Consider the following 19,676-nt stretch of genomic DNA (forward strand, 5'->3'; position numbering starts at 1 on the left):
CTGATTTCGTACAATGTTAATGGATTACAGATTAAGGATACGAGAGTAGTTTTTTAATGAGTTGCGTTGTTTGAGAATGGGTTAAAATGGTTTCGTGGGTTGACTCTGCTATGGCCACAAATTGGTCGTTAGAGCCTAAATATGATTTTAGTTTATAAGCTGTACTGTTTGGATTATCTGTGCTAACAACAACAACGGGACTTGGGGCTTTATGTATATCCTCTTCGGTGGGAAAGACAAATCCATTCACAGAGGGAAATGGGTAATAAAGTATATCAGTAAATCGGTCGCTAAAGTCACCACCGGCTGAGGCTGGATCAATCAGTAGGGTGAATTTTGGTCGATTAGTAGATGCTAAATGAGCCGCCACCCGGCCTCCCAGCGAGTAGCCGCAAACGACAATATCGGCTTCTCGATACCGATGCTTTAATGAATCGTAAACCGTTTGGGCATCACTATAGAAATTGGCTAAGCTGATGGTTCCTTTACTTTTTCCGTGTTGCCGATAATCAGTTACTAATACGTCATAACCAAATTGCAGAAAGGTTGGGGCCATTGCCCCCCAATTGGCTAATGTTCCCCCATTGCCTTTCCAGAAACAAACTACTCCTTTTGCTCTCGGTGCCTTGAAAAGTAAAGCGTTCAGTAGGCCGGCTCGTGGAGTTTGAAGATTCAGTTCTTCTATATTTTGTGAAAAGTTGTACTTAAAATCACTCGTTAGTGGTGTTGACCTATACCGGGCAGTCTGCTGATCTTTACCCGCATAAAGTATTAGATAGATACCAACATAACACAGCAAAGTTATCAAAAGCCCTACCCAGAGCCACCTAGTTCCTATTCTTTTGGCTGACATCCTACCACGAGTTGAATAGGCTCAAAACTAATGTGTTAGAAGATAATTGGTCAATTAATAAACGTTAAATTTTGCTGTTATATAAGTGCAAATATGCTAGCCTGGTAGTGTAGATATAGGCGTTGTGGACATTGAGAAGTGATCAATTCGGGGAAATTCGTCTTACTAAGCACGAACAAAAGTGCTCAAGCTTAAGCAGTCATTGATTTACTCTACGACGTTGCCAAATAGCTACTAAAACGAAAATGTCAGCCGGGAGAGCAAATATATAATTACCAGTCACAGCAATCATAATCACACATACGAGGCTAAGCGTAAGTAGGCCTAAATAATTAATTTTCATGATTGACAAAGATTTAGACGTTGTATAATCTCCTATATGTTAACTTTTTTTATTATTACAAAATACACAACCTTTTGTTACAATCTTACAACCCATTTATACACATATAAATAATTGATTATCAGGATCTTTTCGAAGTCCCTACGAGCGCACATTGATTATCAGCCACTTAAACTAAACTATAAGTGGCTGTTTTGTTTGCCTGTGGTTTCATGGATTAAGTGCCATTTAACCATTGGGTGGAACTTCTTTCCGTCGGCCGACAGGCCCGTCGATTTGACAAGATGAATAAAGCGCAGGTATCGGGTAAGTCCGCTTCCTATTCTATTTTGATCAATTTCTTTTGCTGATCGAAGCTGACAATATGGTCTTTTAGGAAGGCTACTCCCACATTGATTTGATGGGCCTTGTCCGAATAATACAGTTTCTGCCCTTTTACCCTAACGTCGCCCAGCACAAGTTCATCATGAACCACCGCTTCCTGTAGTACAAAGGGTGGAGTTGCCGGAGTAACTACTCGTTGGTTCGGTGTGTTGGTATACTCAAGGCCCGCCAGTGAGGCTGTCGGAAAAAGCAGGGATAGCGCCGAGCCTGTATCCAGATTGAATGTCAGGGAGCTTAAACCAACTTTGCCCAAGACCCTAAAGGCGTTTGTGTACTGAAGCACTCCCCTTGCCTGGGCATCTAAGTTAGCCCGCGACACGATCAACCGACGGCCAGGACCATCAATGGTTAAGAGGTAGCTGTAGAAGAAATCCCGGCCAAGTATTCCATCAATTGGTAGTTGTTTGGGAGCAACATTATAATCGGCTACTCTCAACTTAAGATTTGACTGTGTGATCTGCCCAACGCTAAGCTTAGCAACGCCAATCAGGAACCCCCGCTCACGGTGAGGGCCATCCGAGTTTTCCTCAAAGCCTACTATGTTTAAGCCAAGCTCTTTGGCTAACCGCTTATCAATGCGTCCGGGTCCGGAAACGTCTGAATCGAGCATGAAATTATACGGCCCGTGTCCATTGACCTGCACCTGGACATAGATCTGATTTTCACTGATAACAATCGGGATTTGTTGATCGATTTTCTGGCCGGCGGCTGCATAGCTAACCAGGCAAGCGAACACAAAAGCGCGTTTGATAAATACGCCTACAGGATTGGGAAGCATAGGAAGTCGATTAACTAATTTGGCTGGTTAATGCCGAAGGAACGTTCGCTGCCTGAGTAACGGCTAACGCTGCCGGTGCCTTGTCTGCGTAACAGGGTAAAAAAACAAGGCCTGCCGTTATTGTGTCGGCAAGATAGGTTACGAATGGCTGAGAACACATGAAAATTTGGCGACTGAAATTCCGGTTTAGCTCATAAAACCACCATAAACACTTTTTTTAGACCTGGATCACCTACTACGTCAATTACTCTTATTACCTTACTTAGCGAAAATCTGTTACCTGGCCTTGAACCGTTAAAGAGGGTAATGTACCAACTGAAGGACACATGGATGCGGACCCTGGGCGTACCACTTCTGGCATTGGGGGGACAGTGGGCCATGTATGGCTATACAAATGTTCCTTATCCTGATGATTGGCGAATTCCCTTCTTTTTCATGCTTGGCAGTGTGCTGGTATGGGAAAGTAATCGACGGGGAATTATCTTCTCCCGACGACGATACCCCGAACTGGCGCAAACGAAGCAGCGAGTGATGTACCAGCTTGGCTGGTTTATTGTATTTGCCAGTATTATTCGTATCACACAAACCTTATTTTACCAACTAATCGGGCTTTGGCATTCTGCTGAGATCTTTGCGTTTAATCCCTACTTTTTCAACACGCTTGTCTCGGTCGTTGGCACAATACAGATAGCAGCCGTTTACGAAGGCATTTATCTCTACCAGCGCTGGAAGGTGTCCTACACCGAAACGCAGGAATTAAAGAAAATAAACCTGCAAAGTCAGCTTGACTCGCTCAAAACGCAAATCAATCCTCATTTTCTCTTTAATAACCTCAACTCATTATCGGCCCTGATTACCACAGATGCCGATCAGGCCGAACGCTTTCTGGATGAGTTATCATCGGTGTATCGCTACTTACTTCAGCAAAACAACCGGGATCTTTGTCTACTCGCAGATGAGATTCAATTCATCAACGCGTATTTTCATTTGCTTAAGACCCGATATGGTGCGGCTATAGTGATGGAAAACCAGATTGAAGGCCAGTACCTGACCTACCAAATCCCTCCCCTGACACTTCAGTTGCTGGTTGAAAATGTTATTAAGCATAATATCATTTCGGCTGAGAGCCCGTTAACGATCCGGCTTTACACGAGCAACAAACGGTTGTACGTGGAGAATAATTTACAGAAAAAGAAGATTACCGTTGCTTCAAATCAGGTCGGTTTGCAGAACATTATGATGAAATATAAACTGCTTTATCATTCGGCGGTGGAGGTTCACTACGATGAGAAAAAGTTTCTGGTCATTATTCCCCTGATTCCACTGCCCGTGTAGGCGACGGGCGCCAAAATAGCCTTCCCGGCATTTCTATCTGTATCGGCACAAGATAACTTACAATGAGCTGAGTTCTGCTGGAATCCACGCCGGGCGGGTGTCGCCGTGTGGAATTGACTGCGTAGCTGACGACTAAGTCGGGAGAAGTATAGTCGCCCAGGCGCAACGCAGCGGGTAGTTGCAAGGCCGCTTCAGGACTTGCAGTGCTCCAGTCAAAACCTGCAACAATTCGCTGCTATCGCTTCGCCTGATCTGCAGGATCCTCTACGCAAGATTCAGTCCTTCGGTGAGCTACTCAAAAATGAGTATGCGGGCCAGTTAGTCGATGGCATCGATCATCCTGAATGGCCTGCCACTCCTACTGACCTGGGATGACTCAAACTTGCCAGTTTTTTACCCATAGATGACAGAGCAATTGCCCAAACACAGTGACCTTTGGTTCATCCAAAACGGATAAAAAACCAACTAAACAACTCCTCTTATCATCATGAAAACGTTCATCAAACCCCTGCTCGTTGCTGTGTCGGTCAGCCTGATTAGCCTCTCTACCTCAGTTGCTGACAACAACCCCATTGGCCGTCCTGCCGCTGTAGCTTCCTATAAAACGGGTCTGTATACCACGGCTGAGGGTAAACTTAATATTGCCCTGGATAAAGAAACGGGTGGATCTGTGGTGGTCCAACTCAAGAGCAGTAACGGCCGGGTGCTCTACTTTCAACGCATTGGCAAGAACCAGACTGTCTCCCGCATCCGCTTAGACGTGAGCGCGCTGGCGGATGGGGTCTACCAGGTGGAAATCTCCAACGGGGTAGAAACGACGACCCATGCCCTAACGCTGGCCACCCACCAGCCCAGCCTTTCCATTCGCCAGATCGCCCTTAACTAAGGTGAATAGGCGGTCAGGCTACTATGAACCATGTAGTGTAAAGTACGGCCAGCAATTTTCCGTATGATCCCGGTAGATAAGATTAGCCCCAGTTGGCAAAGCTTGTTTATCGGGATCATACGTACTTGCTTTTTAGCTAAACCGGCCAACCTTCTTCAATAAATTAGCAGACCTTTAGCCTGGCCACCTCTGCTTTAGTTTAGCACATTAGCTTCGGTTTCCTCTTAGCCCTGAATTGCCTCCACCTCTCTGCGCCTTCCCGTCGCCCATTTACCACCTCAAGCCCGACCCGTGCAAATCAACACGGGCCTACTACGGATCGACTTGATACAGCTTCTGCTGCCACTTAGCTGAAACGGTGGGTAGCTATTTTCAAGTATATAATTGGCTTATTTAACCGATTAACCATGTTCGATAACTACAATTTCGCTTATTTCACAAATTCCTTTCTTTTTTAACCATCTACTTACAAACTATGAAAAACAACTTACTCCTCTGCTCAATTGCGTGTATCTCACTGCTTCTGCAAGGCTGTGAAAAAACAAGTAGCTTTCAATCTGCTTCGCCGGTAGAAAACGCGGCTTCAGCCCGGCTGGCGGTCCAGCTTCCTGATTACGGTATGTACACGCTTTCCTGCGTGGCCGGTGGCAAATTCATGGAAGTGACGGGCAATCTGCTCTATAACGAGAAATTTGATGACCAGCGTAAACTCGTGCAAAATGCGGCTTCCGTTACAACGGGTGATACCGACGACTGGCAGCAATGGCACGTCATCTACAAAACGACCGTCGGCAGTACCAAGTATTACCACATTCGCAATGCCTTCAGCGGGAAACTTCTGGAAGTTCCCAACGCTACAACCGTCTCCGGCACCCAACTCCAGCAGGCGGCCGAATCGCCTTCTGTGGCCGACAAACAGCTTTGGCGGGTAGAACAGATTGGCGCCACCTATACCGGTCGGATTATCAACAAAGGCAATGGCCTGGCCATAACCAATGCGAACGCTTCGACCAGTAACGGTACGGCAATTACTCAGGAAACCGCCGGTACAGCCGACAAACAAAAATGGTTGTTTACGCCACAAACGGCCGATACCTACCGCGACGACGAGGTAGTGCGGTTCTTTAACCGCAATCAGAAATCACAAGGCTCTGTTGCCTTCGACGAGGGCACCAGCATACCCCTTACCTGGGGCGCCAACAAGGGTAAAGTGCTCTGGGTAACTCAGGACGCCTGGGACGGCAGTTCGCTGCAGGCCAATGGCAAATTCGACTGCCGGTATTTCTTTAGTTACGGAAACTCCATTCTGATTCAGCCATCGGCAACCAACTGGGACAACACCGCCACCCCCAACATGACAATCCCCAACAGCGCTCAGGGCCGCCCCAAACAGATTTGTAACATACAACCCAACAACACCTTTGCCTGGCCCGGTCCTGGTGTTGAACTAAACAACCTCGTGTATCTCCAGTGTGGCGAAGGACGGGGGTTAGAGGGTACCAATCAGTCGCTGTATGTCCTGACCCAGAGTGCTGGTACGCAGTGGTCAGCGACTCGTACTACGCCCGCCGGGATGAGCGGACAGTTTGCCATTGGCTATAGTAACGGTATGATAAAGGCTACTGATGGGTACGTTTATTCGTTTGGTTCGCACGGCACAGGTTTTGGCTATAGCTCGGACCTTCACGTAGCCCGCTTTCCGCAAAGCAACCCCCAATCCTGGACATTCTGGAACGGCTCGGCTTGGGTCAGCCGCCCGGTTACCGGCACTACAGCCCGCATAACCGATGGGTTAGCCAGCAGCTATGTGGAGTACCTGAATGGAAAATACATCCTGGTAACTATGGACCAGGGCTTCCTTTGTGATGCTACCCGCAACATCTATATCGCTACGGCCACCAGCCCAACGGGGCCGTTTACGGCTCGTAAAAAGGTGTATAGCATCAAAGAGTACCTGTATGGCAACTATGCCCGGTACTATACACCGGCCATTCACCCGCAGGCGGTTAACGGACGGAACGAGTTGCTGGTTACCTATTGCCTGAACTTCTCGGCCTGTGGGGTCGAAGATTGCGTAAACGGCTACCTTGACCCCTATTTTTATCGGGTCAAAGGGATTCGCGTCCCCTACTCAAAAATTGGAATCTAAGAGCGAAACGCAGCCGCAGTACCACCCAGAACCCGTAAGGCCCGACAAAATTAAATTTTGTCGGGCCTTATTGGTTCCTTTCCCTTCACAAATCAACCGTGAAGTACTACCTGTAACAACCAGTGGATGAGGCAAATTGAGGGCGAAGCAAAGCTACTTTTGGAATCATTAAGTTTGAATAATTCCATTAAGCTGAACAAAACACCAAAGTTCTGTCAGCCAATGAGCAGTAATACGTACTATAATTGGGAAATATACTGATTTGCCCACTCGGGTAATTACTACAGCAGAACAAAGGGAATTTTATAAGCCAAAAAAAGTCCCTGCTCATTGGTATATCTGGATCGCTGAAAAAGACCTGAATTAAACCCGATTGCCTACCATCATCTTAGTTTGGAGGTTGCTTATAGGCGGCTCAATGGGGTCTATACTATGCCTCAGCCCTATAACTGGTGTTAGTTTCCCGACTACTACTTAGCAGGCAGTCCCGATTAGCCAACTCCGGCATCTCCCTTTTGTGGTACCGGTCGGGATCGAACCGACGACTTCTGGTTTTTCAGACCAGTACTCTGCCCTGAGTGATTCTATTCAGAGGCCTCTCCGGAGCCGATGGGTACCCGCCTGGCTTCGCGTACCTGCCTTTAGGACCAATTAAAGATTTTTCACAAGTCAAACCCTCTACGCGCATTACGCGCGTAGATCGAACCAATCCACAGTTTAACTAAAACCCAATGCTTACTCAAAACACCACACCATTAACATCTACGGACCTTGACGGCATGACCCTTGAGGCCCGGATTGAGTTGCTGTTAACTACCACCTCGACGGCCGATATCGACCTGCTGGAATCACGCTATCATTATTGTCTCAACAAACAGCCTCTCTTCCGAAAGTCGCTGTATGAGGTAGCCCGCCAGAATGCCCGCTACCAGCGTGCGCTCGCTCCGGATGAGCCATTGCCCGTTATTAACGTTCATTTGCTCACGATGCCCGATGCGTTAGCGCTGCTCAGGGAAACCAACGATACGCAGGTAGTGGATACCATCGACCTATGGACGGAGGGCCGGCCGAAAAAGCTGCCCGAGTTCCGGGTTGGTCTGTTTGAGATTGCCCGGCAGGGTGTGGCCTACCGACTGGCTGCTCTGGAAGGAGCGCAGGTAGCTGTTTAGTGTGCGAATTAGTTAAATAAACCTGGCCCTCTTGCTTTTATGTAGCCAGTAGGACCGGGTTTTATATTGGGGCAGATTTGAAATCGCACCCTTACCCTCGGCTTCAGGGCCTCGCTCAGCGAGCTGAAGGGGCTGAAAGAAGCGATGTGAGTTGCTGCTTTTGAATAGACTTCACGTCCTCGTAGCAGGCAGGCCCCTTTTCATCCGAATCTCAGTCTGGCGGTGTCTCGTTCGATACCGCAGAAACACATTGATTGGAAATCGGCGGTAGGAGTAAAAACCTATAAATGAATGGTAGAGCGATTTGATAACGTTTCTAAGACTTGCCCATACCGTGTGAGAACTATTGAGTTTCGTGCTGAAAGCATGTGCCAGTTCAATCAAAATAACGATTGAGGCACTTTTAGCGTCTGTCTGAATCAGTTCAACGTAATGTTCCTGAGGAAAGTTACTCGTTCGGTCGTACAGTCGCCACCAGGGTGACGGGAATTTGACAACAAAAACGCCATCAACAAAAGTCAATTTTTTCCCTTTCTCAACAATTCGCTGCAGATACTCGACATCAATGGGGATGTATGGGGATTCAGACGGGGAAATCCATTCGCCACAATCAGCCGCGACTTCTTTTTTGAACAACCAGCTTGACGGTGGAATGTGGGCTTGAGAGGTGGCAAAAGCCTTTTCGGAAAAATCCTGTTTTTGTCCCGACACGACATGGTTTCCATCTGAACTTAGCAAAACAGTCAGGCAATACACAAAGTCAGCTTTATCGCGCTCAAGTGCCTCGACCAACACGCGCAGATGACCCGGAAGCCAAAGGTCGTCGTGGCCCAGAAACGCAATATACATTCCGCTGGCCCGTCTGACTCCCTCATTATTGGGAATGGACTGTGAACCGGAGTTTTGAGGGAGATTGACCCAATGGAGTCTGTCGTCGGCAAACGATGCAACCACTTCGGGGCTATTGTCTGTGCAGCCATCGCCCACAATCCAGACGTCAAAATCGGAGTATTCCTGCAAGAGTACACTCCGAATGGCCGTTTTTAGGGTTTTTGCACTGTTATAGGTAGCAATAACTACCGAGACAGTGGGGAATTTCGTTACCATGTTACCCGTTTTGGTTAAGGGTTCAGGTATTCATTTCTATACGGTATTATGTCATTATTCAACGGCAACCGGTATTTATCGGGGTCTTCGTGGTTGAAGGGTTTCGTGGGCATATTGACAAAATTCGCGTCAACATTTCCGACGTTAAATAAGAGATGCCAAACCCCGGCCGGAATAGAAATCAAAGCCCGGTTGTTGGTTCCGAATACAAATTCATTTAATTGTTGATAGGTCGGAGAGTTCTCTCGGCCATCGTATAATACCATCTTGATTTCACCAAGTTCAAAGAAAAGACGGTCGTCCTGGCATTTGTGGCAGACCCACCCTTTATACTGACGAGGTCTGATGCTAACGTTATAGACATAGACCAGTGGCTCGTCGTGAAAGCCCCATCTGAGATCATACATTTCACAAATACTACCTCTTTCATCTGCGATGGTGTTTAGCTTTCGGATGTTCACTCCATCAATTATTTTCTGAATGGATTCCCCGTTGGTGTGGACTGTCTTGTTGTCTTTAATCATTGTAATGGTAGGCTTCGTTTCTGTAAATAGTTGAAAATCAGCACAACCGGGCCGCCCGGCGGCCCGGTTACTAAAAGAAGCCCTAATTGGGTACTTAGTCAATAAGGGCGAGTGGCCAGCCGATCATAAAGTTTAAGTGAAATTCACCTTCCGTTGCTCTAATGGTGTACGATATTCCGCCTTGTATCTAAGGAACCATTCGGATATCTGCCAAATTATCTAAACGCTCACTAATACTCCTATTCCTGCATATCTAAAGACAACCGATTTACAGCCGCCCGCTTTTGCTCGTTGACAATCTTGGCGTATACCTGAGTAGTCGCTAAATCCTGGTGGTCAGGGAGTTTGGAGACTGTATAGATATCCGTGCCGTGTTGAAGTTGCAGCGTAGCGAAGGTGTGCCGGAACGCATGGAACGTAATCGGGCGGGTTATACCGGCGCGGGTTGCCCACAGTTGCAGCTTACAGTTCTGGTGTGACAAATACAAAAGGTTTGGGAATACTTTGCCATCAGCTAACCGTTCGCCCAACAGGGCGCGTGCCTGGGCGCTAAGGGGCATGGTTTCAGCTCCTTCCGTTTTCTCCTGCGTAAAACGTATAGATGGACCGTTCTCATCGTCCTACACCTCAGCCCAAACCAATTTCTCAACGTCACCTTATCGTAAGCCCGTGAGGGCCGTAAACAGTCCGGCCCGTTTCAATTCGGGTATATCGCCATCAGCCTTTGCCAGCGCTTGTAGTCCAGCCAGGCTTAAGAATTCACGTTGGGTTTGTTTCGGCCTGAATGGCTTTACGTTTTCCCCTGGGTTACTCGATAGTACTCCATCCTGAACAGCACGCTTTAGAGCGGTTTTAAAAATGATGTAGTAGCCTACTACCGTGTTATGAGAAAGCGTCTGGTTATGGAGCCGCTGCGTATTGAGATTCCTGGCGGTTGACAGGTATTTCTTGAACTGTCGACAGAATCCTTCCGTAACGGCATCAGCGGGCAATTTACCGTTACAGAAACTAACTATGCAGGTGGTAGACACACAGCCGGTTGGCACGGGTCCCGGCGCGTCGATTTACCAGTATCTGGGTGCTGAATGAGCGGGTAAAAGTCTAAATAGAGGCATTTACGGTCATCACTGATTGGTTTTCACGTAGGGTTACTTTCATAATTTGTACCTCGTTTCTCACTTATCCATCAGGTACAAGCGATTTTGACGATAGAATACACGAAAGGTACAAACAGAAACCAAAAAATCACATAACAAACATCTAATAAATACCATGCTCACTAACAAAAAAGCCCCGTATAGGGGCTGATTTGATACTTTATCAAGTAATCGTTTTTTGTACACGTATCAGCGGTACTTATCCATGAAAGAAATCCTTCATTTTGTCGAAAAATCCTTTCTCGTTCTTATTCGGTTTGGGCTGGAAGTTGGGTGAGTTGCGTAACTTTTCCAGGATGTTTCGCTCGTCTACCGAAAGCGCCCTGGGTGTCCAAACGTTGACGTGAACAATTTCGTCGCCCCGCCCGTAGCCGTTGAGTTCTTTAATACCTTTGCCTTTCAGCCGCAGCATTTTGCCGCTCTGCGTGCCGGGTTCGAGTGTAATTCGGGCCTTGCCGTCAATGGTGGGCACTTCCACACTCGTGCCAATGGCCGCATCCACGAAGTTAACGTAGAGGTCGAACACCACATTGTTGCCGTCGCGTTTAAGATCGGCATCTTCTTCCTCTTCAATTACGATGAGCAAATCACCTGCAACGCCACCGCGCGGGGGTACGTTGCCCTTGCTGCCCACCGATAATTGAATACCCTCAGCCACGCCCGCCGGAATTTTGATGGGGATAACGTCTTCCTGCAAGACCCGCCCTTCGCCAAAACAGGCATCGCAGCGGTCGGTCACCAGTTTGCCCTCGCCATTACAGGTCGGGCAGGTGCTGGTCGAGACCATCTGGCCGAGCATCGTGTTCACCACTTTGCGGGTCTGGCCCGTGCCCTGACAGGTTGAGCAGGTTTGCACGGCGGTTCCGTTTTTAGACCCGTTGCCTCCGCAGGTAGTGCAGGAAACATGCCGTTTAACTTTGATTTTTTTCTCAACGCCGTTGGCAACTTCCTGCAAATTCAGTTTCAGTTTGATACGCAGGTCAGAGCCGCGCCGAACGCGCTGCCGCCCACCGCCACCATTCTGGCCCCGGAAGAAACCCCCGAAGGGTGAATCGTCGCCGAAGACGTCGCCAAACTGGCTGAAAATATCTTCCATCGTCGGCCCACCGGCGCCATAGCCACCGGCCGCCCCGCCCATGCCGGCATGACCGAACTGGTCATAACGAGCCTTTTTCTGCGGGTCGTTCAGCACGTCGTATGCTTCGGCGGCTTCCTTAAATTTCTCTTCAGCGGTGGGATCGTCGGGGTTCTTATCGGGATGGTATTTAATGGCCATCTTGCGATAGGCTTTCTTTAAATCCTCTGCCGAGACGTTCTTGTCAACGCCCAGAATTTCGTAATAATCGCGCTTCGTTGCCATTCATTTGGGAATGTATAATGAATAATGTACAATGCAGAATGCCGCCCATTTCTGAACGCATTATACATTGTGCGTTATTCATTATACATTAATTATGCTCCTACAATCACTTTTGCAAACCGAATGACTTTGTCATTCAGGTAATATCCTTTCTCGATTTCGTCAATGACTTTGCCTTTCAGGTCGTCGCTGGGGGCCGGAAACTGCGTAACGGATTCGTGCAAATCAGCATTGAACGGTTCGCCTTTGGCGGTCATCGGCTTTAAACCCCTGCCTTCCAACGTTTTGGCTAACTTGGTGTAAATCAAGGAAACACCTTCTTTCAGCGCCGTTACGTCGTTGGTATTCTCAATGGACTGCATAGCCCGCTCAAAATCGTCGACCACCGGAATCAGCGCTTGCAGCAACCCCTCGTTAGCATTACCGATTAGGTCAAGTTTTTCCTTAGCTGTACGCCGACGATGGTTTTCGAAATCAGCGTATAAACGGAGGTATTTATCTTTCAGTTCAGCTAATTCACGCGTTGTTTTATCCGGCTCCTGTGTGCCGGTTGTATCATCAGCCTCTTCTGTCAGAGTATCATTCACACCTTCGTCAGACTCTCCACCGTTGATGGTTACGGCCTCTTCGCTTGTCAGGTTGTCAGGTTGTTGCGTATCGGTAGACGCTTGTTCGTCCAAAATGTCTTTATTTTCCATTACTGAGTTTCTATTTCGCTTCCAGAAATTCATAGGCAAAGATGGTCAAAAGCCCGGCCAAAACCGCATTTCCTGCCAACTTGACACGAAGCTGGAACGGCTCCGGCAGCCCGACGAAACGTCGGTCCGGCAGGATTTATATGATTTTAATGATTCACAGGATTTAAAAATTCGCTGAAATCGTTCTTGTTCACAGCAACCAACGTCTCTTGATTTTAGGCTTCCTTCTTAATTCTTCTCTGATTAATGCACGCACCCGCCCACCACTATACCCAACTCATCAAAACTAAAGCTACGGCATTAGGCTTTGATTTTTGCGGTGTGGCAAAGGCGGATTTTCTGGACGATGAAGCCCCGCGTTTGGAAACCTGGCTCAAAAACGGGATGCACGGGCAGATGAATTACATGGCCAATCACTTCGATAAGCGGCTCGACCCTCGCCTGCTGGTCGATGATGCCAAGTCGGTTATTACAGTGCTTCTCAACTATTACCCCGAACAGACTTTACCCGAAGGAGAAACCGGCTATAAACTCTCAAAGTACGCTTACGGCACTGATTATCATTTTGTTATAAAAGACAAATTAAAACAGCTACTGGCCTGCATTCACGATGAGATTGGCGAAGTTGGCGGACGGGCGTTTGTCGATTCGGCACCGGTCATGGATAAAGCCTGGGCCAAACGTGCTGGGCTTGGCTGGGTGGGTAAGCATACGAACCTGATTAACCGCGAAATGGGGTCGTTTTTCTTCATTGGCGAGTTGATTCTCGACCTCGAACTGGAACCCGACGGCCCCATTGCCGACTATTGCGGCACGTGCACCCGCTGCATCGACGCCTGCCCAACCGATGCCATTGTGGACCCGTATGTGGTGGATGGCAGCAAGTGCATTTCTTATTTCACAATTGAACTCAAAGAAGCCATCCCCGATGATGTTCGCGGAAAATTTGACAACTGGATTTTCGGCTGCGACATCTGCCAGGATGTCTGCCCCTGGAACCGATTTGCCCGCCCCCATCAAACGCCCGCTTTCGACCCACATCCCGAATTAGCCGCGTTTACCAGGTCTGACTGGGAGGAAATTACCGAAGATGTTTTCCAGGAAATCTTTCGCCGGTCGGCGGTGAAACGCACGAAATTAGCCGGATTGAAACGGAACGTTGCCTTTAATCAGCCTGATTCAGGCAAAGGGAGCGGGGATGACACGGATTGAGCGGGTAAACACAGATTTTTTATCAGCATTTACCCGCTCAATCCGTGTTCTCTTTTGTATAAAATCGCCCCAACACCTCCCCTACTCGCCAGACCTCCTCAAACGTATTGTATAAGGGCGTGGGGGCCAGCCGGATGCAATCAGGTTCGCGCCAGTCGCCAATGATACCCTGCTCGGTGAGGTATGTGTACAATGCGTTGCCATTTTTGCGAACCAACAGCGATAGTTGACAACCGCGCTGGTTTGGGTCGTCGGGCGTCAGGAGTTGAATCTCGTGGAAAGGAGCCAGAACATGCTCCAGAAAGCCCGTCAGTTGCTCGCTTTTTTGCCGAAGGGCAGCCACACCCGCTTCGGCCGTGATAGTCAGCGCGGCCCGGTGCAGGGCCAGCGCCAAAATAGGTGGGGTGCTAACCTGCCAGCCGTCGGCACCCGGTGCGGGCAAAAAACCGGGCGTCATCTCAAACCGTTTATCTTCCCGATAGCCCCACCAACCGGCAAGTCTGGGCAGATTCTGGTCGTGGTGTCTCTGATGCACAAACACGCCCGACACGGCGCCGGGGCCTCCGTTCAGGTATTTGTAGGAACACCACGTAGCAAAATCGACGCCCCAGTCGTGGAGCCGAAGTGGGATATTACCGATGGCATGAGCCAAATCGAAACCAATGAGAATACCGTGTTGCCGGGCCGTTTCGGCAATGGCAGCCATGTTATACACCTGCCCGGTGTAGTAATTCAGACCACTCATCCAGACAATAGCCAGCGAATCGGCATGTTCGGCAATGGCGTTCTGAATATCGGTTGTGTGAATCAGAGCGTCATTGGAGCGTGGGCCAATTTCAATGATGGCCGTAGCGGGTTGTAAGCCATGATGTTTCACATGAGTTTCCAGCGCGTACTGGTCTGATGGAAAATCGCCGTTGATGGTCAGAATCTTGAATTTTTTCTCATCAGGCGAATTCACCGCACTGGCGGAGGTGTCGGAACGCCGAGTTGGGCTTTCCGACCGGCCGGGCCGGTAAAATGAGGCCAGCAGCAGGTGCAGATTAACCGTTAGCGCGTTCATTGGGCAAACCTCCGACAACTGCGCGCCGACAATTTGCGACAGGGCAGATTTGCAGGTGTTATGATAGCCCAGCCACGTTTGGTCGGCGCCTTCGGCCTCCAGATCGCCGGACGTTTCAAACCAGCCCTCAACGCCTAAACTCTGCCAGGTGTTCAGTTCTCGTTCTACCGCAGCGCGTGCTGTTTTAGGTTGTAATCCCAGTGAGTTTCCGCACAGATAGGTCATCGGTTTTCCCTCGCGCCGGGGAATGTGGAACCGCTCGCGAAACGACCGAAGCGGGTCGGTTTGGTCGAGGTGCTGAGCGAAGGCAAGGGAGTTTTCGTAAGTCATTTATGCTGTTTTAGAAGCCAGTCGAAAATGGCGGTATCTTCATACAGATATTGAATGCTATGCCCTTCTTTTTCCAGGCGGGTAAACTTTACCTGCCCCTTGCAGTTTTCTAACCGCTTTACCAGGCGCTCTGTTTCGGAGATTGGGATTATCGCGTCGGCCGTTCCGTGAAATGTCCAGATGGGTACCTGTTTAAGTCGGCAAATCTGGGTAGAATCATCGCAGCCACCACATAAGGGCACCACAGCCGCAAATTTATCGGGGTGATCGACAGCGGTTTGCCAGGAACCATACCCACCTAGGCTGATGCCGGTTAGATACACTCGTTTGGCATCGACCCGGTAGTTGGTTGCCAGGTCAGTATAGAGACTGTCAAGCCAATTATCGGTTGACCAGCTTTTTCCCACCGGGCACTGCGGAGACGCAATAATGAACGGAAAATGATGGCCTTTGTCGACCAGGTAGGGTAAGCCATAGGTTTTGAGTTTCGTCAAATCCTGCCCTCGCTGCGACCCGCCATGCAGATAAATCACCAACGGGTAGGCTGCGCTTCCCCGCTTGTAGTCTTTAGGGAGGTACAGCAGATAATCGTATTTTTCACGACTTTTCAGAGTGCCCTGCGCGTACGTTTTCAACGATAACGGCAGAAATAAAGAGCAGACAAGGGAAAAGATGAGTAGCGGTCGCATCGGTCGATAATAGAATTCACAAAGATTGGCAAATCTTGCTTTCCATTCTAAAAATCATCAAACGAACCGATCACTGACGATATATCCATCAGAGCGGGGAGACGAATGAGTCGAATTGGGTAATCAACAAAAACCAGCTAAAATCAGGATGCGAAACGGCCCGGAATTTTCTGATTCCGGGCCGTTTCGCATCCTGAAACTATCTCTCTACTGATGGTCCATGCCACCACCTTTCTTGCAGCAACTGGGCAATTTGTTATAGCCTGCGGGGTCGGCGGCTACTTCCTCAGCGTCGTAGCCGGTCTTGCTGATGTTGGCTTTCAATTTGGCTATGTCCGTTTTGGCCGGGTTGTATTTGATGGTGACGACTTTAGTTTTTACATCTAAGTCTGCTTCCTTCACGCCCTTCTCAAAAGCCAGGTTTCGCTCAATGCGAGCTTTGCACATGCCACAAATGGCGGATGTCTTAATCTTTACTTCTTTCTCTTTATCGTCGCCGACAGGTGCGCTGGCAAAAAGGGTACCAACAAGCAGCAGCGAGGTTAAGGCCGTTAGAAACAGGTTACGTAACATGGTTTTGGTTGGTTTACAGCGAATTGATAACGAATAGTAGCTAAAAAAGGTGCCCGGCATCGCGGTATATACTCCTTAGGAATGTCATTTAGTGATGCATTTGCTTTATTTGGCTGTGGCCCGAATGATTCATGTTCCGCATGGTCATCAGGCTGGGCGATAAACGAAGGTAAATTTGCCCGGAAACAGGCATTTTCCCATAGAGTCCCTGCAAATATTTTTCCGGCATACTTCCTGTGATCTGGACACCCAAGACCAAATCTGTAGTATAGGTTTGTGCAAGCCGGTAGTTCATACCGAGTGTTAGGTTGTTGATTGTCATTAGTCTATGGTCATGTTCGGGGCCGAACCCCGGGTCAATTCCAATAGCTAACTCTTCCAGCGATTTCATGACGTTCTCGTATCGGCCATAAAAAGCGGCCCGGTTCATCTGCAAACTACTTTCGGCCAGAAACGAATTCTCGTCTTCACCGTCGTGGGGGCTGTTGCGCCCCCAGACAAAGGCTGAGGTTACATACCGGGCTGTTCCCAGCCCTTTATTATGCAAAATGGATGCCGTTGTGCGCGTGGTGTTTTCGCCGGGATGCGCTGCTTCAGGGTCGGTCAGGAATCCCTGCGAAAACTGCAGGGCCAGCGATGGCGCGGGATTAATGGAAAGCCGATAAGAGTAACTGTCAAATTTGGGTTTGTCGAAATTATACCGATTTTCGTCAGGTTCACGGCCTTTAAATGTCGATCCTTCCAGTTTGACCCATTTGTATCGGAAGCCAGCGGTGGCCACGCCAAACAAAATGTGCGATGCATCCTGCCAATGATGACCCAGGGGTGCATCAGGATTATTGAACGATGAAATCCGGTGCATGAACGCGGGTGGCCCCAGGGCGGGTTCGCCGGGGTAGCCCACATAGCCATACAACTCAATGTCTTTGCTGAAGGCGTGGCTATAGCTTACCGACAGTTCTGAAACCAGGTCGTGCGGGTGCTGTTTGTCGATAAGCGGCTGGCCTTTGTAGGTTTCGCCGGTTTGAAAAAGCAGCGGATAACCACCGTTTCCCACCGTCAGCGGGTCGAGGGAGAGCATGGCCCGCACCTGAAACAAGCCCCGTTTTCCAACCTTACGCTGGGCCATGCCCATAAACCAGTTGGGGGCACCCAACTGACTGCCTTGCCCCCGCTTATCCTCATTCCCTGTATTTTGACTGGTGTAGCGCAGGTAGATGGCATAGTGCAGCATGTAACTCCAGCCGTTGGGGGTTGGCTGACTCATGTAGGCATACATGGGCGTATTGTCGGGATGCCACGACGTACCGGAACCATTTCGGTTCATCGACAGATTTCGGGAGAGCGAGTGCGTCATGCCCATCGTGTGGTCCATCGTCAGGCCGTAGTTGGCCATAGGCCTGTTGCCCATCGAATCGCCCCTGTTCATTCCGTTGTGCCCGCCCATATCCATACCGCTGTGCATCGAATGATCCACGGGCCTGGTTGTATCGGCTTTTGGCTTGCTGACGGGCTTATCAGTGGCAGGCATTGACCCAGTGGCATGATGCTGGTGCTGGGCAGTAACTACACCTGCCAGGCTGCTCATGAGCAGCATGAAAAGAAATCGGTTCATTCCGTTGTCATTCGTTTATAGTAAGCGGTTTCAGGGAATAACCTCCGCCCGAATTGTGCCCTCCTGTTCCCAAACGCACACTATATGGTCGCTGGATAGCCGCGTCAGTTTAGGGTAGGCTCCTGACCCAATAGAGGTTGGCCGGGTGTGGTCAGGTGTACGCATCCAAACCTGTCCGTCTTGCTGAAAGACGATGTAATCGCCTTTTGCGGTCGTAGCAATCTTCGCATTTTTCCCGGTGGCAATTTCTGTTTCAGGCTGTCCGGACCGCGCGAAAAATAGTTTGTCATTTCGTCGCCAAACGGTCGAAATCAAGCCGTCTGGCGTCATCCATACGCCACCTCCATCCATAGGGCAGGCGTTTAATTTCCAGGTTCCTTCCCCTATTTTTTGGGCTTCCCCAAATGTCAGGCCGCCATCCGCCGATTTTAGCAGGTGCATATCCCGCGAACCATTCAGAAAATTGCGAAACATAATGACAACCTGCCTGCCCTGGCTAACCGCCGAAAGCTGGCAGCATTCGCAAACGGTACCGTCAGGTGATTGATACAGTACCTCGTTGGCAGACCACGTCCGGCCTGCATCGGTTGAGCGTGCGCCCACAAGCTTATTGCGTTTGTTGCCCCGCAGATCGAGCCAAACGGCGTTATAAACCGAATCTCCTCCAGCCGTCAAGGCAACAAAACCTTCTTTGGCAATGTCAGCGACATCAGTTACGCGCACTCGTTTCTGCCACCGGCTGGTAGTCCGCATCAGGGTGTAGGCCCACACGTTACCGGCCTTATCCAGGGCCGCAATGACTACAGATTGCCCGGTAGCGGAAATTTGTGGCCCGCGTGATGCGCCGATGTGCAACCCCGGCAGGCTATCCACCCGAACAGGCTTATCAAACCGTTTCCCATCCGGCGAAGTCGTGTAAAAAACAAGGTCTCCCTGCCCATATACAACATGAACGCGCCCGACTGGGTCGGTAGCTATTGACGGATGGATGCCCTTACCTATCTCGCTGCTGCCGGGCGGTTCCGGACCGGCCAGCCAGTTAATTACAAACAAAAGAAGAAGTGCAGGGGAGATCATGTTGATTGGTTTAGTTACGCATTTGCCGACATTGACCGGCATTCATCGGCACACTTACGACATGCTTCGGCGCAGGCTTTGCAATGAGCGTGGTGATCCGCGTGCTTTTCGCATTCCTTGGCACAAACCTCACAGACTTCGGCGCATAAAACCATAAAATCGCGCGAAAAAGCCGAACCCCGGGCATCTAACCAACCGCAGAGCGTGCAGACATCGGCGCAGTCGCGGCAGAGTTTAATGCAGGCCGTCATAGCATGGCCCTTCCCGTCTTTGTCGCCCATGTCCAGGCAGGCCGTGGCGCATCGTTCGCAGGCTTCCGCACACTCGAAACAGGTATCGACGTGGCTGTGACTATGTTGCATGGTTTCCATCAG

20 protein-coding genes and 1 tRNA gene are annotated in these 19,676 nt (G+C 49.4%); 6 read left to right on the forward strand and 15 right to left on the reverse strand.

The window, feature by feature from the left end:
* Positions 1 to 31 precede the first annotated feature (31 nt).
* Together ACYVI1_RS24700 and ACYVI1_RS24705 are read right to left on the reverse strand one after the other, a co-directional pair.
* Positions 32 to 853 (reverse strand): alpha/beta hydrolase, encoded by an 822-nt coding sequence (locus ACYVI1_RS24700; RefSeq protein WP_460913528.1) that lies wholly within the window; start codon positions 851 to 853, stop codon positions 32 to 34.
* A 662-nt stretch (positions 854 to 1,515) separates the two neighbouring features.
* A complete protein-coding gene (locus ACYVI1_RS24705; protein WP_460913529.1) occupies positions 1,516 to 2,358 on the reverse strand; it encodes a retropepsin-like aspartic protease in 843 nt (280 codons plus the stop codon).
* 306 nt (positions 2,359 to 2,664) lie between these two features.
* Between ACYVI1_RS24705 and ACYVI1_RS24710 the strand changes: the two genes are divergently transcribed.
* The 3 genes from ACYVI1_RS24710 (at position 2,665) to ACYVI1_RS24720 (ending at position 6,728) form a co-directional block, all read left to right on the forward strand.
* Positions 2,665 to 3,693: a sensor histidine kinase gene (locus ACYVI1_RS24710; protein WP_460913531.1), complete on the forward strand. Its 1,029-nt coding sequence runs from the start codon at positions 2,665 to 2,667 to the stop codon at positions 3,691 to 3,693.
* 487 nt (positions 3,694 to 4,180) lie between these two features.
* Positions 4,181 to 4,579 (forward strand): T9SS type A sorting domain-containing protein, encoded by a 399-nt coding sequence (locus ACYVI1_RS24715; RefSeq protein ID WP_460913532.1) that lies wholly within the window; start codon positions 4,181 to 4,183, stop codon positions 4,577 to 4,579.
* A gap of 475 nt (positions 4,580 to 5,054) precedes the next feature.
* Positions 5,055 to 6,728 (forward strand): RICIN domain-containing protein, encoded by a 1,674-nt coding sequence (locus tag ACYVI1_RS24720; protein ID WP_460913533.1) that lies wholly within the window; start codon positions 5,055 to 5,057, stop codon positions 6,726 to 6,728.
* Positions 6,729 to 7,246: 518 nt separating this feature from the next.
* Here ACYVI1_RS24720 and ACYVI1_RS24725 read toward each other — a convergent pair.
* Positions 7,247 to 7,309, reverse strand: a tRNA-Phe gene (locus ACYVI1_RS24725).
* Positions 7,310 to 7,459: 150 nt separating this feature from the next.
* On the opposite strand from ACYVI1_RS24725, the gene ACYVI1_RS24730 reads away from it, so the two are divergent.
* Positions 7,460 to 7,897 (forward strand): hypothetical protein, encoded by a 438-nt coding sequence (locus ACYVI1_RS24730; protein WP_460913534.1) that lies wholly within the window; start codon positions 7,460 to 7,462, stop codon positions 7,895 to 7,897.
* A gap of 171 nt (positions 7,898 to 8,068) precedes the next feature.
* Here ACYVI1_RS24730 and ACYVI1_RS24735 read toward each other — a convergent pair whose 3' ends face one another.
* From ACYVI1_RS24735 to ACYVI1_RS24760, 6 genes are all read right to left on the reverse strand, one after another.
* Positions 8,069 to 9,004: a glycosyltransferase family 2 protein gene (locus ACYVI1_RS24735; RefSeq protein WP_460913535.1), complete on the reverse strand. Its 936-nt coding sequence runs from the start codon at positions 9,002 to 9,004 to the stop codon at positions 8,069 to 8,071.
* 14 nt (positions 9,005 to 9,018) lie between these two features.
* Complete coding sequence (locus tag ACYVI1_RS24740; RefSeq protein ID WP_460913536.1) at positions 9,019 to 9,528, reverse strand: hypothetical protein; 510 nt, start codon at positions 9,526 to 9,528, stop codon at positions 9,019 to 9,021.
* Between the two features lie 239 nt (positions 9,529 to 9,767).
* Positions 9,768 to 10,127, reverse strand: coding sequence for a tyrosine-type recombinase/integrase (locus tag ACYVI1_RS24745; RefSeq protein ID WP_460913799.1), 360 nt, complete (start codon positions 10,125 to 10,127; stop codon positions 9,768 to 9,770).
* A gap of 57 nt (positions 10,128 to 10,184) precedes the next feature.
* Positions 10,185 to 10,559, reverse strand: a complete 375-nt coding sequence (locus tag ACYVI1_RS24750; RefSeq protein ID WP_460913537.1) for a phage integrase SAM-like domain-containing protein — start codon at positions 10,557 to 10,559, stop codon at positions 10,185 to 10,187.
* A 325-nt stretch (positions 10,560 to 10,884) separates the two neighbouring features.
* Positions 10,885 to 12,045 (reverse strand): molecular chaperone DnaJ, encoded by a 1,161-nt coding sequence (gene dnaJ / locus ACYVI1_RS24755; RefSeq protein WP_460913539.1) that lies wholly within the window; start codon positions 12,043 to 12,045, stop codon positions 10,885 to 10,887.
* A gap of 92 nt (positions 12,046 to 12,137) precedes the next feature.
* Positions 12,138 to 12,743: a nucleotide exchange factor GrpE gene (locus ACYVI1_RS24760; RefSeq protein ID WP_460913540.1), complete on the reverse strand. Its 606-nt coding sequence runs from the start codon at positions 12,741 to 12,743 to the stop codon at positions 12,138 to 12,140.
* Between ACYVI1_RS24760 and ACYVI1_RS24765 the strand changes: the two genes are divergently transcribed.
* Complete coding sequence (locus ACYVI1_RS24765; protein ID WP_460913541.1) at positions 12,727 to 12,921, forward strand: hypothetical protein; 195 nt, start codon at positions 12,727 to 12,729, stop codon at positions 12,919 to 12,921. The genes ACYVI1_RS24760 and ACYVI1_RS24765 overlap by 17 nt on opposite strands.
* A 68-nt stretch (positions 12,922 to 12,989) precedes the next feature.
* Positions 12,990 to 13,955: a tRNA epoxyqueuosine(34) reductase QueG gene (gene queG / locus ACYVI1_RS24770; protein WP_460913542.1), complete on the forward strand. Its 966-nt coding sequence runs from the start codon at positions 12,990 to 12,992 to the stop codon at positions 13,953 to 13,955.
* A 37-nt stretch (positions 13,956 to 13,992) separates the two neighbouring features.
* Here queG and kynU read toward each other — a convergent pair whose 3' ends face one another.
* The 6 genes from kynU to ACYVI1_RS24800 form a co-directional block, all read right to left on the reverse strand.
* On the reverse strand, positions 13,993 to 15,348 hold the full coding sequence (gene kynU, locus ACYVI1_RS24775; protein ID WP_460913544.1) for a kynureninase: 1,356 nt from the start codon (positions 15,346 to 15,348) through the stop codon (positions 13,993 to 13,995).
* Positions 15,345 to 15,983 (reverse strand): carboxylesterase family protein, encoded by a 639-nt coding sequence (locus ACYVI1_RS24780; protein WP_460913546.1) that lies wholly within the window; start codon positions 15,981 to 15,983, stop codon positions 15,345 to 15,347. Before ACYVI1_RS24780 ends, kynU begins: the two co-directional genes overlap by 4 nt.
* Positions 15,984 to 16,244: 261 nt before the next feature.
* Positions 16,245 to 16,610, reverse strand: a complete 366-nt coding sequence (locus tag ACYVI1_RS24785) for a heavy-metal-associated domain-containing protein (protein WP_460913547.1) — start codon at positions 16,608 to 16,610, stop codon at positions 16,245 to 16,247.
* An 88-nt stretch (positions 16,611 to 16,698) separates the two neighbouring features.
* Complete coding sequence (locus ACYVI1_RS24790; RefSeq protein ID WP_460913548.1) at positions 16,699 to 18,225, reverse strand: hypothetical protein; 1,527 nt, start codon at positions 18,223 to 18,225, stop codon at positions 16,699 to 16,701.
* 30 nt (positions 18,226 to 18,255) lie between these two features.
* Positions 18,256 to 19,302, reverse strand: coding sequence for an exo-alpha-sialidase (locus ACYVI1_RS24795; RefSeq protein ID WP_460913549.1), 1,047 nt, complete (start codon positions 19,300 to 19,302; stop codon positions 18,256 to 18,258).
* A gap of 14 nt (positions 19,303 to 19,316) precedes the next feature.
* Positions 19,317 to 19,673 (reverse strand): four-helix bundle copper-binding protein, encoded by a 357-nt coding sequence (locus tag ACYVI1_RS24800; RefSeq protein ID WP_460913550.1) that lies wholly within the window; start codon positions 19,671 to 19,673, stop codon positions 19,317 to 19,319.
* Positions 19,674 to 19,676: the final 3 nt, after the last annotated feature.

It is taken from the genome of Spirosoma areae (assembly GCF_054781775.1).

Bases quoted from the DNA above. Each gene is read 5' to 3' on its own strand.
- ACYVI1_RS24700 (WP_460913528.1), bottom strand. From the start codon at position 853: ATGTCAGCCAAAAGAATAGGAACTAGGTGGCTCTGGGTAGGGCTTTTG.
- ACYVI1_RS24705 (WP_460913529.1), bottom strand. From the start codon at position 2,358: ATGCTTCCCAATCCTGTAGGCGTATTTATCAAACGCGCTTTTGTGTTC.
- ACYVI1_RS24710 (WP_460913531.1), top strand. From the start codon at position 2,665: ATGTACCAACTGAAGGACACATGGATGCGGACCCTGGGCGTACCACTT.
- ACYVI1_RS24715 (WP_460913532.1), top strand. From the start codon at position 4,181: ATGAAAACGTTCATCAAACCCCTGCTCGTTGCTGTGTCGGTCAGCCTG.
- ACYVI1_RS24720 (WP_460913533.1), top strand. From the start codon at position 5,055: ATGAAAAACAACTTACTCCTCTGCTCAATTGCGTGTATCTCACTGCTT.
- ACYVI1_RS24730 (WP_460913534.1), top strand. From the start codon at position 7,460: ATGCTTACTCAAAACACCACACCATTAACATCTACGGACCTTGACGGC.
- ACYVI1_RS24735 (WP_460913535.1), bottom strand. From the start codon at position 9,004: ATGGTAACGAAATTCCCCACTGTCTCGGTAGTTATTGCTACCTATAAC.
- ACYVI1_RS24740 (WP_460913536.1), bottom strand. From the start codon at position 9,528: ATGATTAAAGACAACAAGACAGTCCACACCAACGGGGAATCCATTCAG.
- dnaJ (WP_460913539.1), bottom strand. From the start codon at position 12,045: ATGGCAACGAAGCGCGATTATTACGAAATTCTGGGCGTTGACAAGAAC.
- ACYVI1_RS24765 (WP_460913541.1), top strand. From the start codon at position 12,727: ATGTCTTTATTTTCCATTACTGAGTTTCTATTTCGCTTCCAGAAATTC.
- ACYVI1_RS24760 (WP_460913540.1), bottom strand. From the start codon at position 12,743: ATGGAAAATAAAGACATTTTGGACGAACAAGCGTCTACCGATACGCAA.
- queG (WP_460913542.1), top strand. From the start codon at position 12,990: ATGCACGCACCCGCCCACCACTATACCCAACTCATCAAAACTAAAGCT.
- kynU (WP_460913544.1), bottom strand. From the start codon at position 15,348: ATGACTTACGAAAACTCCCTTGCCTTCGCTCAGCACCTCGACCAAACC.
- ACYVI1_RS24785 (WP_460913547.1), bottom strand. From the start codon at position 16,610: ATGTTACGTAACCTGTTTCTAACGGCCTTAACCTCGCTGCTGCTTGTT.
- ACYVI1_RS24790 (WP_460913548.1), bottom strand. From the start codon at position 18,225: ATGAACCGATTTCTTTTCATGCTGCTCATGAGCAGCCTGGCAGGTGTA.
- ACYVI1_RS24795 (WP_460913549.1), bottom strand. From the start codon at position 19,302: ATGATCTCCCCTGCACTTCTTCTTTTGTTTGTAATTAACTGGCTGGCC.
- ACYVI1_RS24800 (WP_460913550.1), bottom strand. From the start codon at position 19,673: ATGGAAACCATGCAACATAGTCACAGCCACGTCGATACCTGTTTCGAG.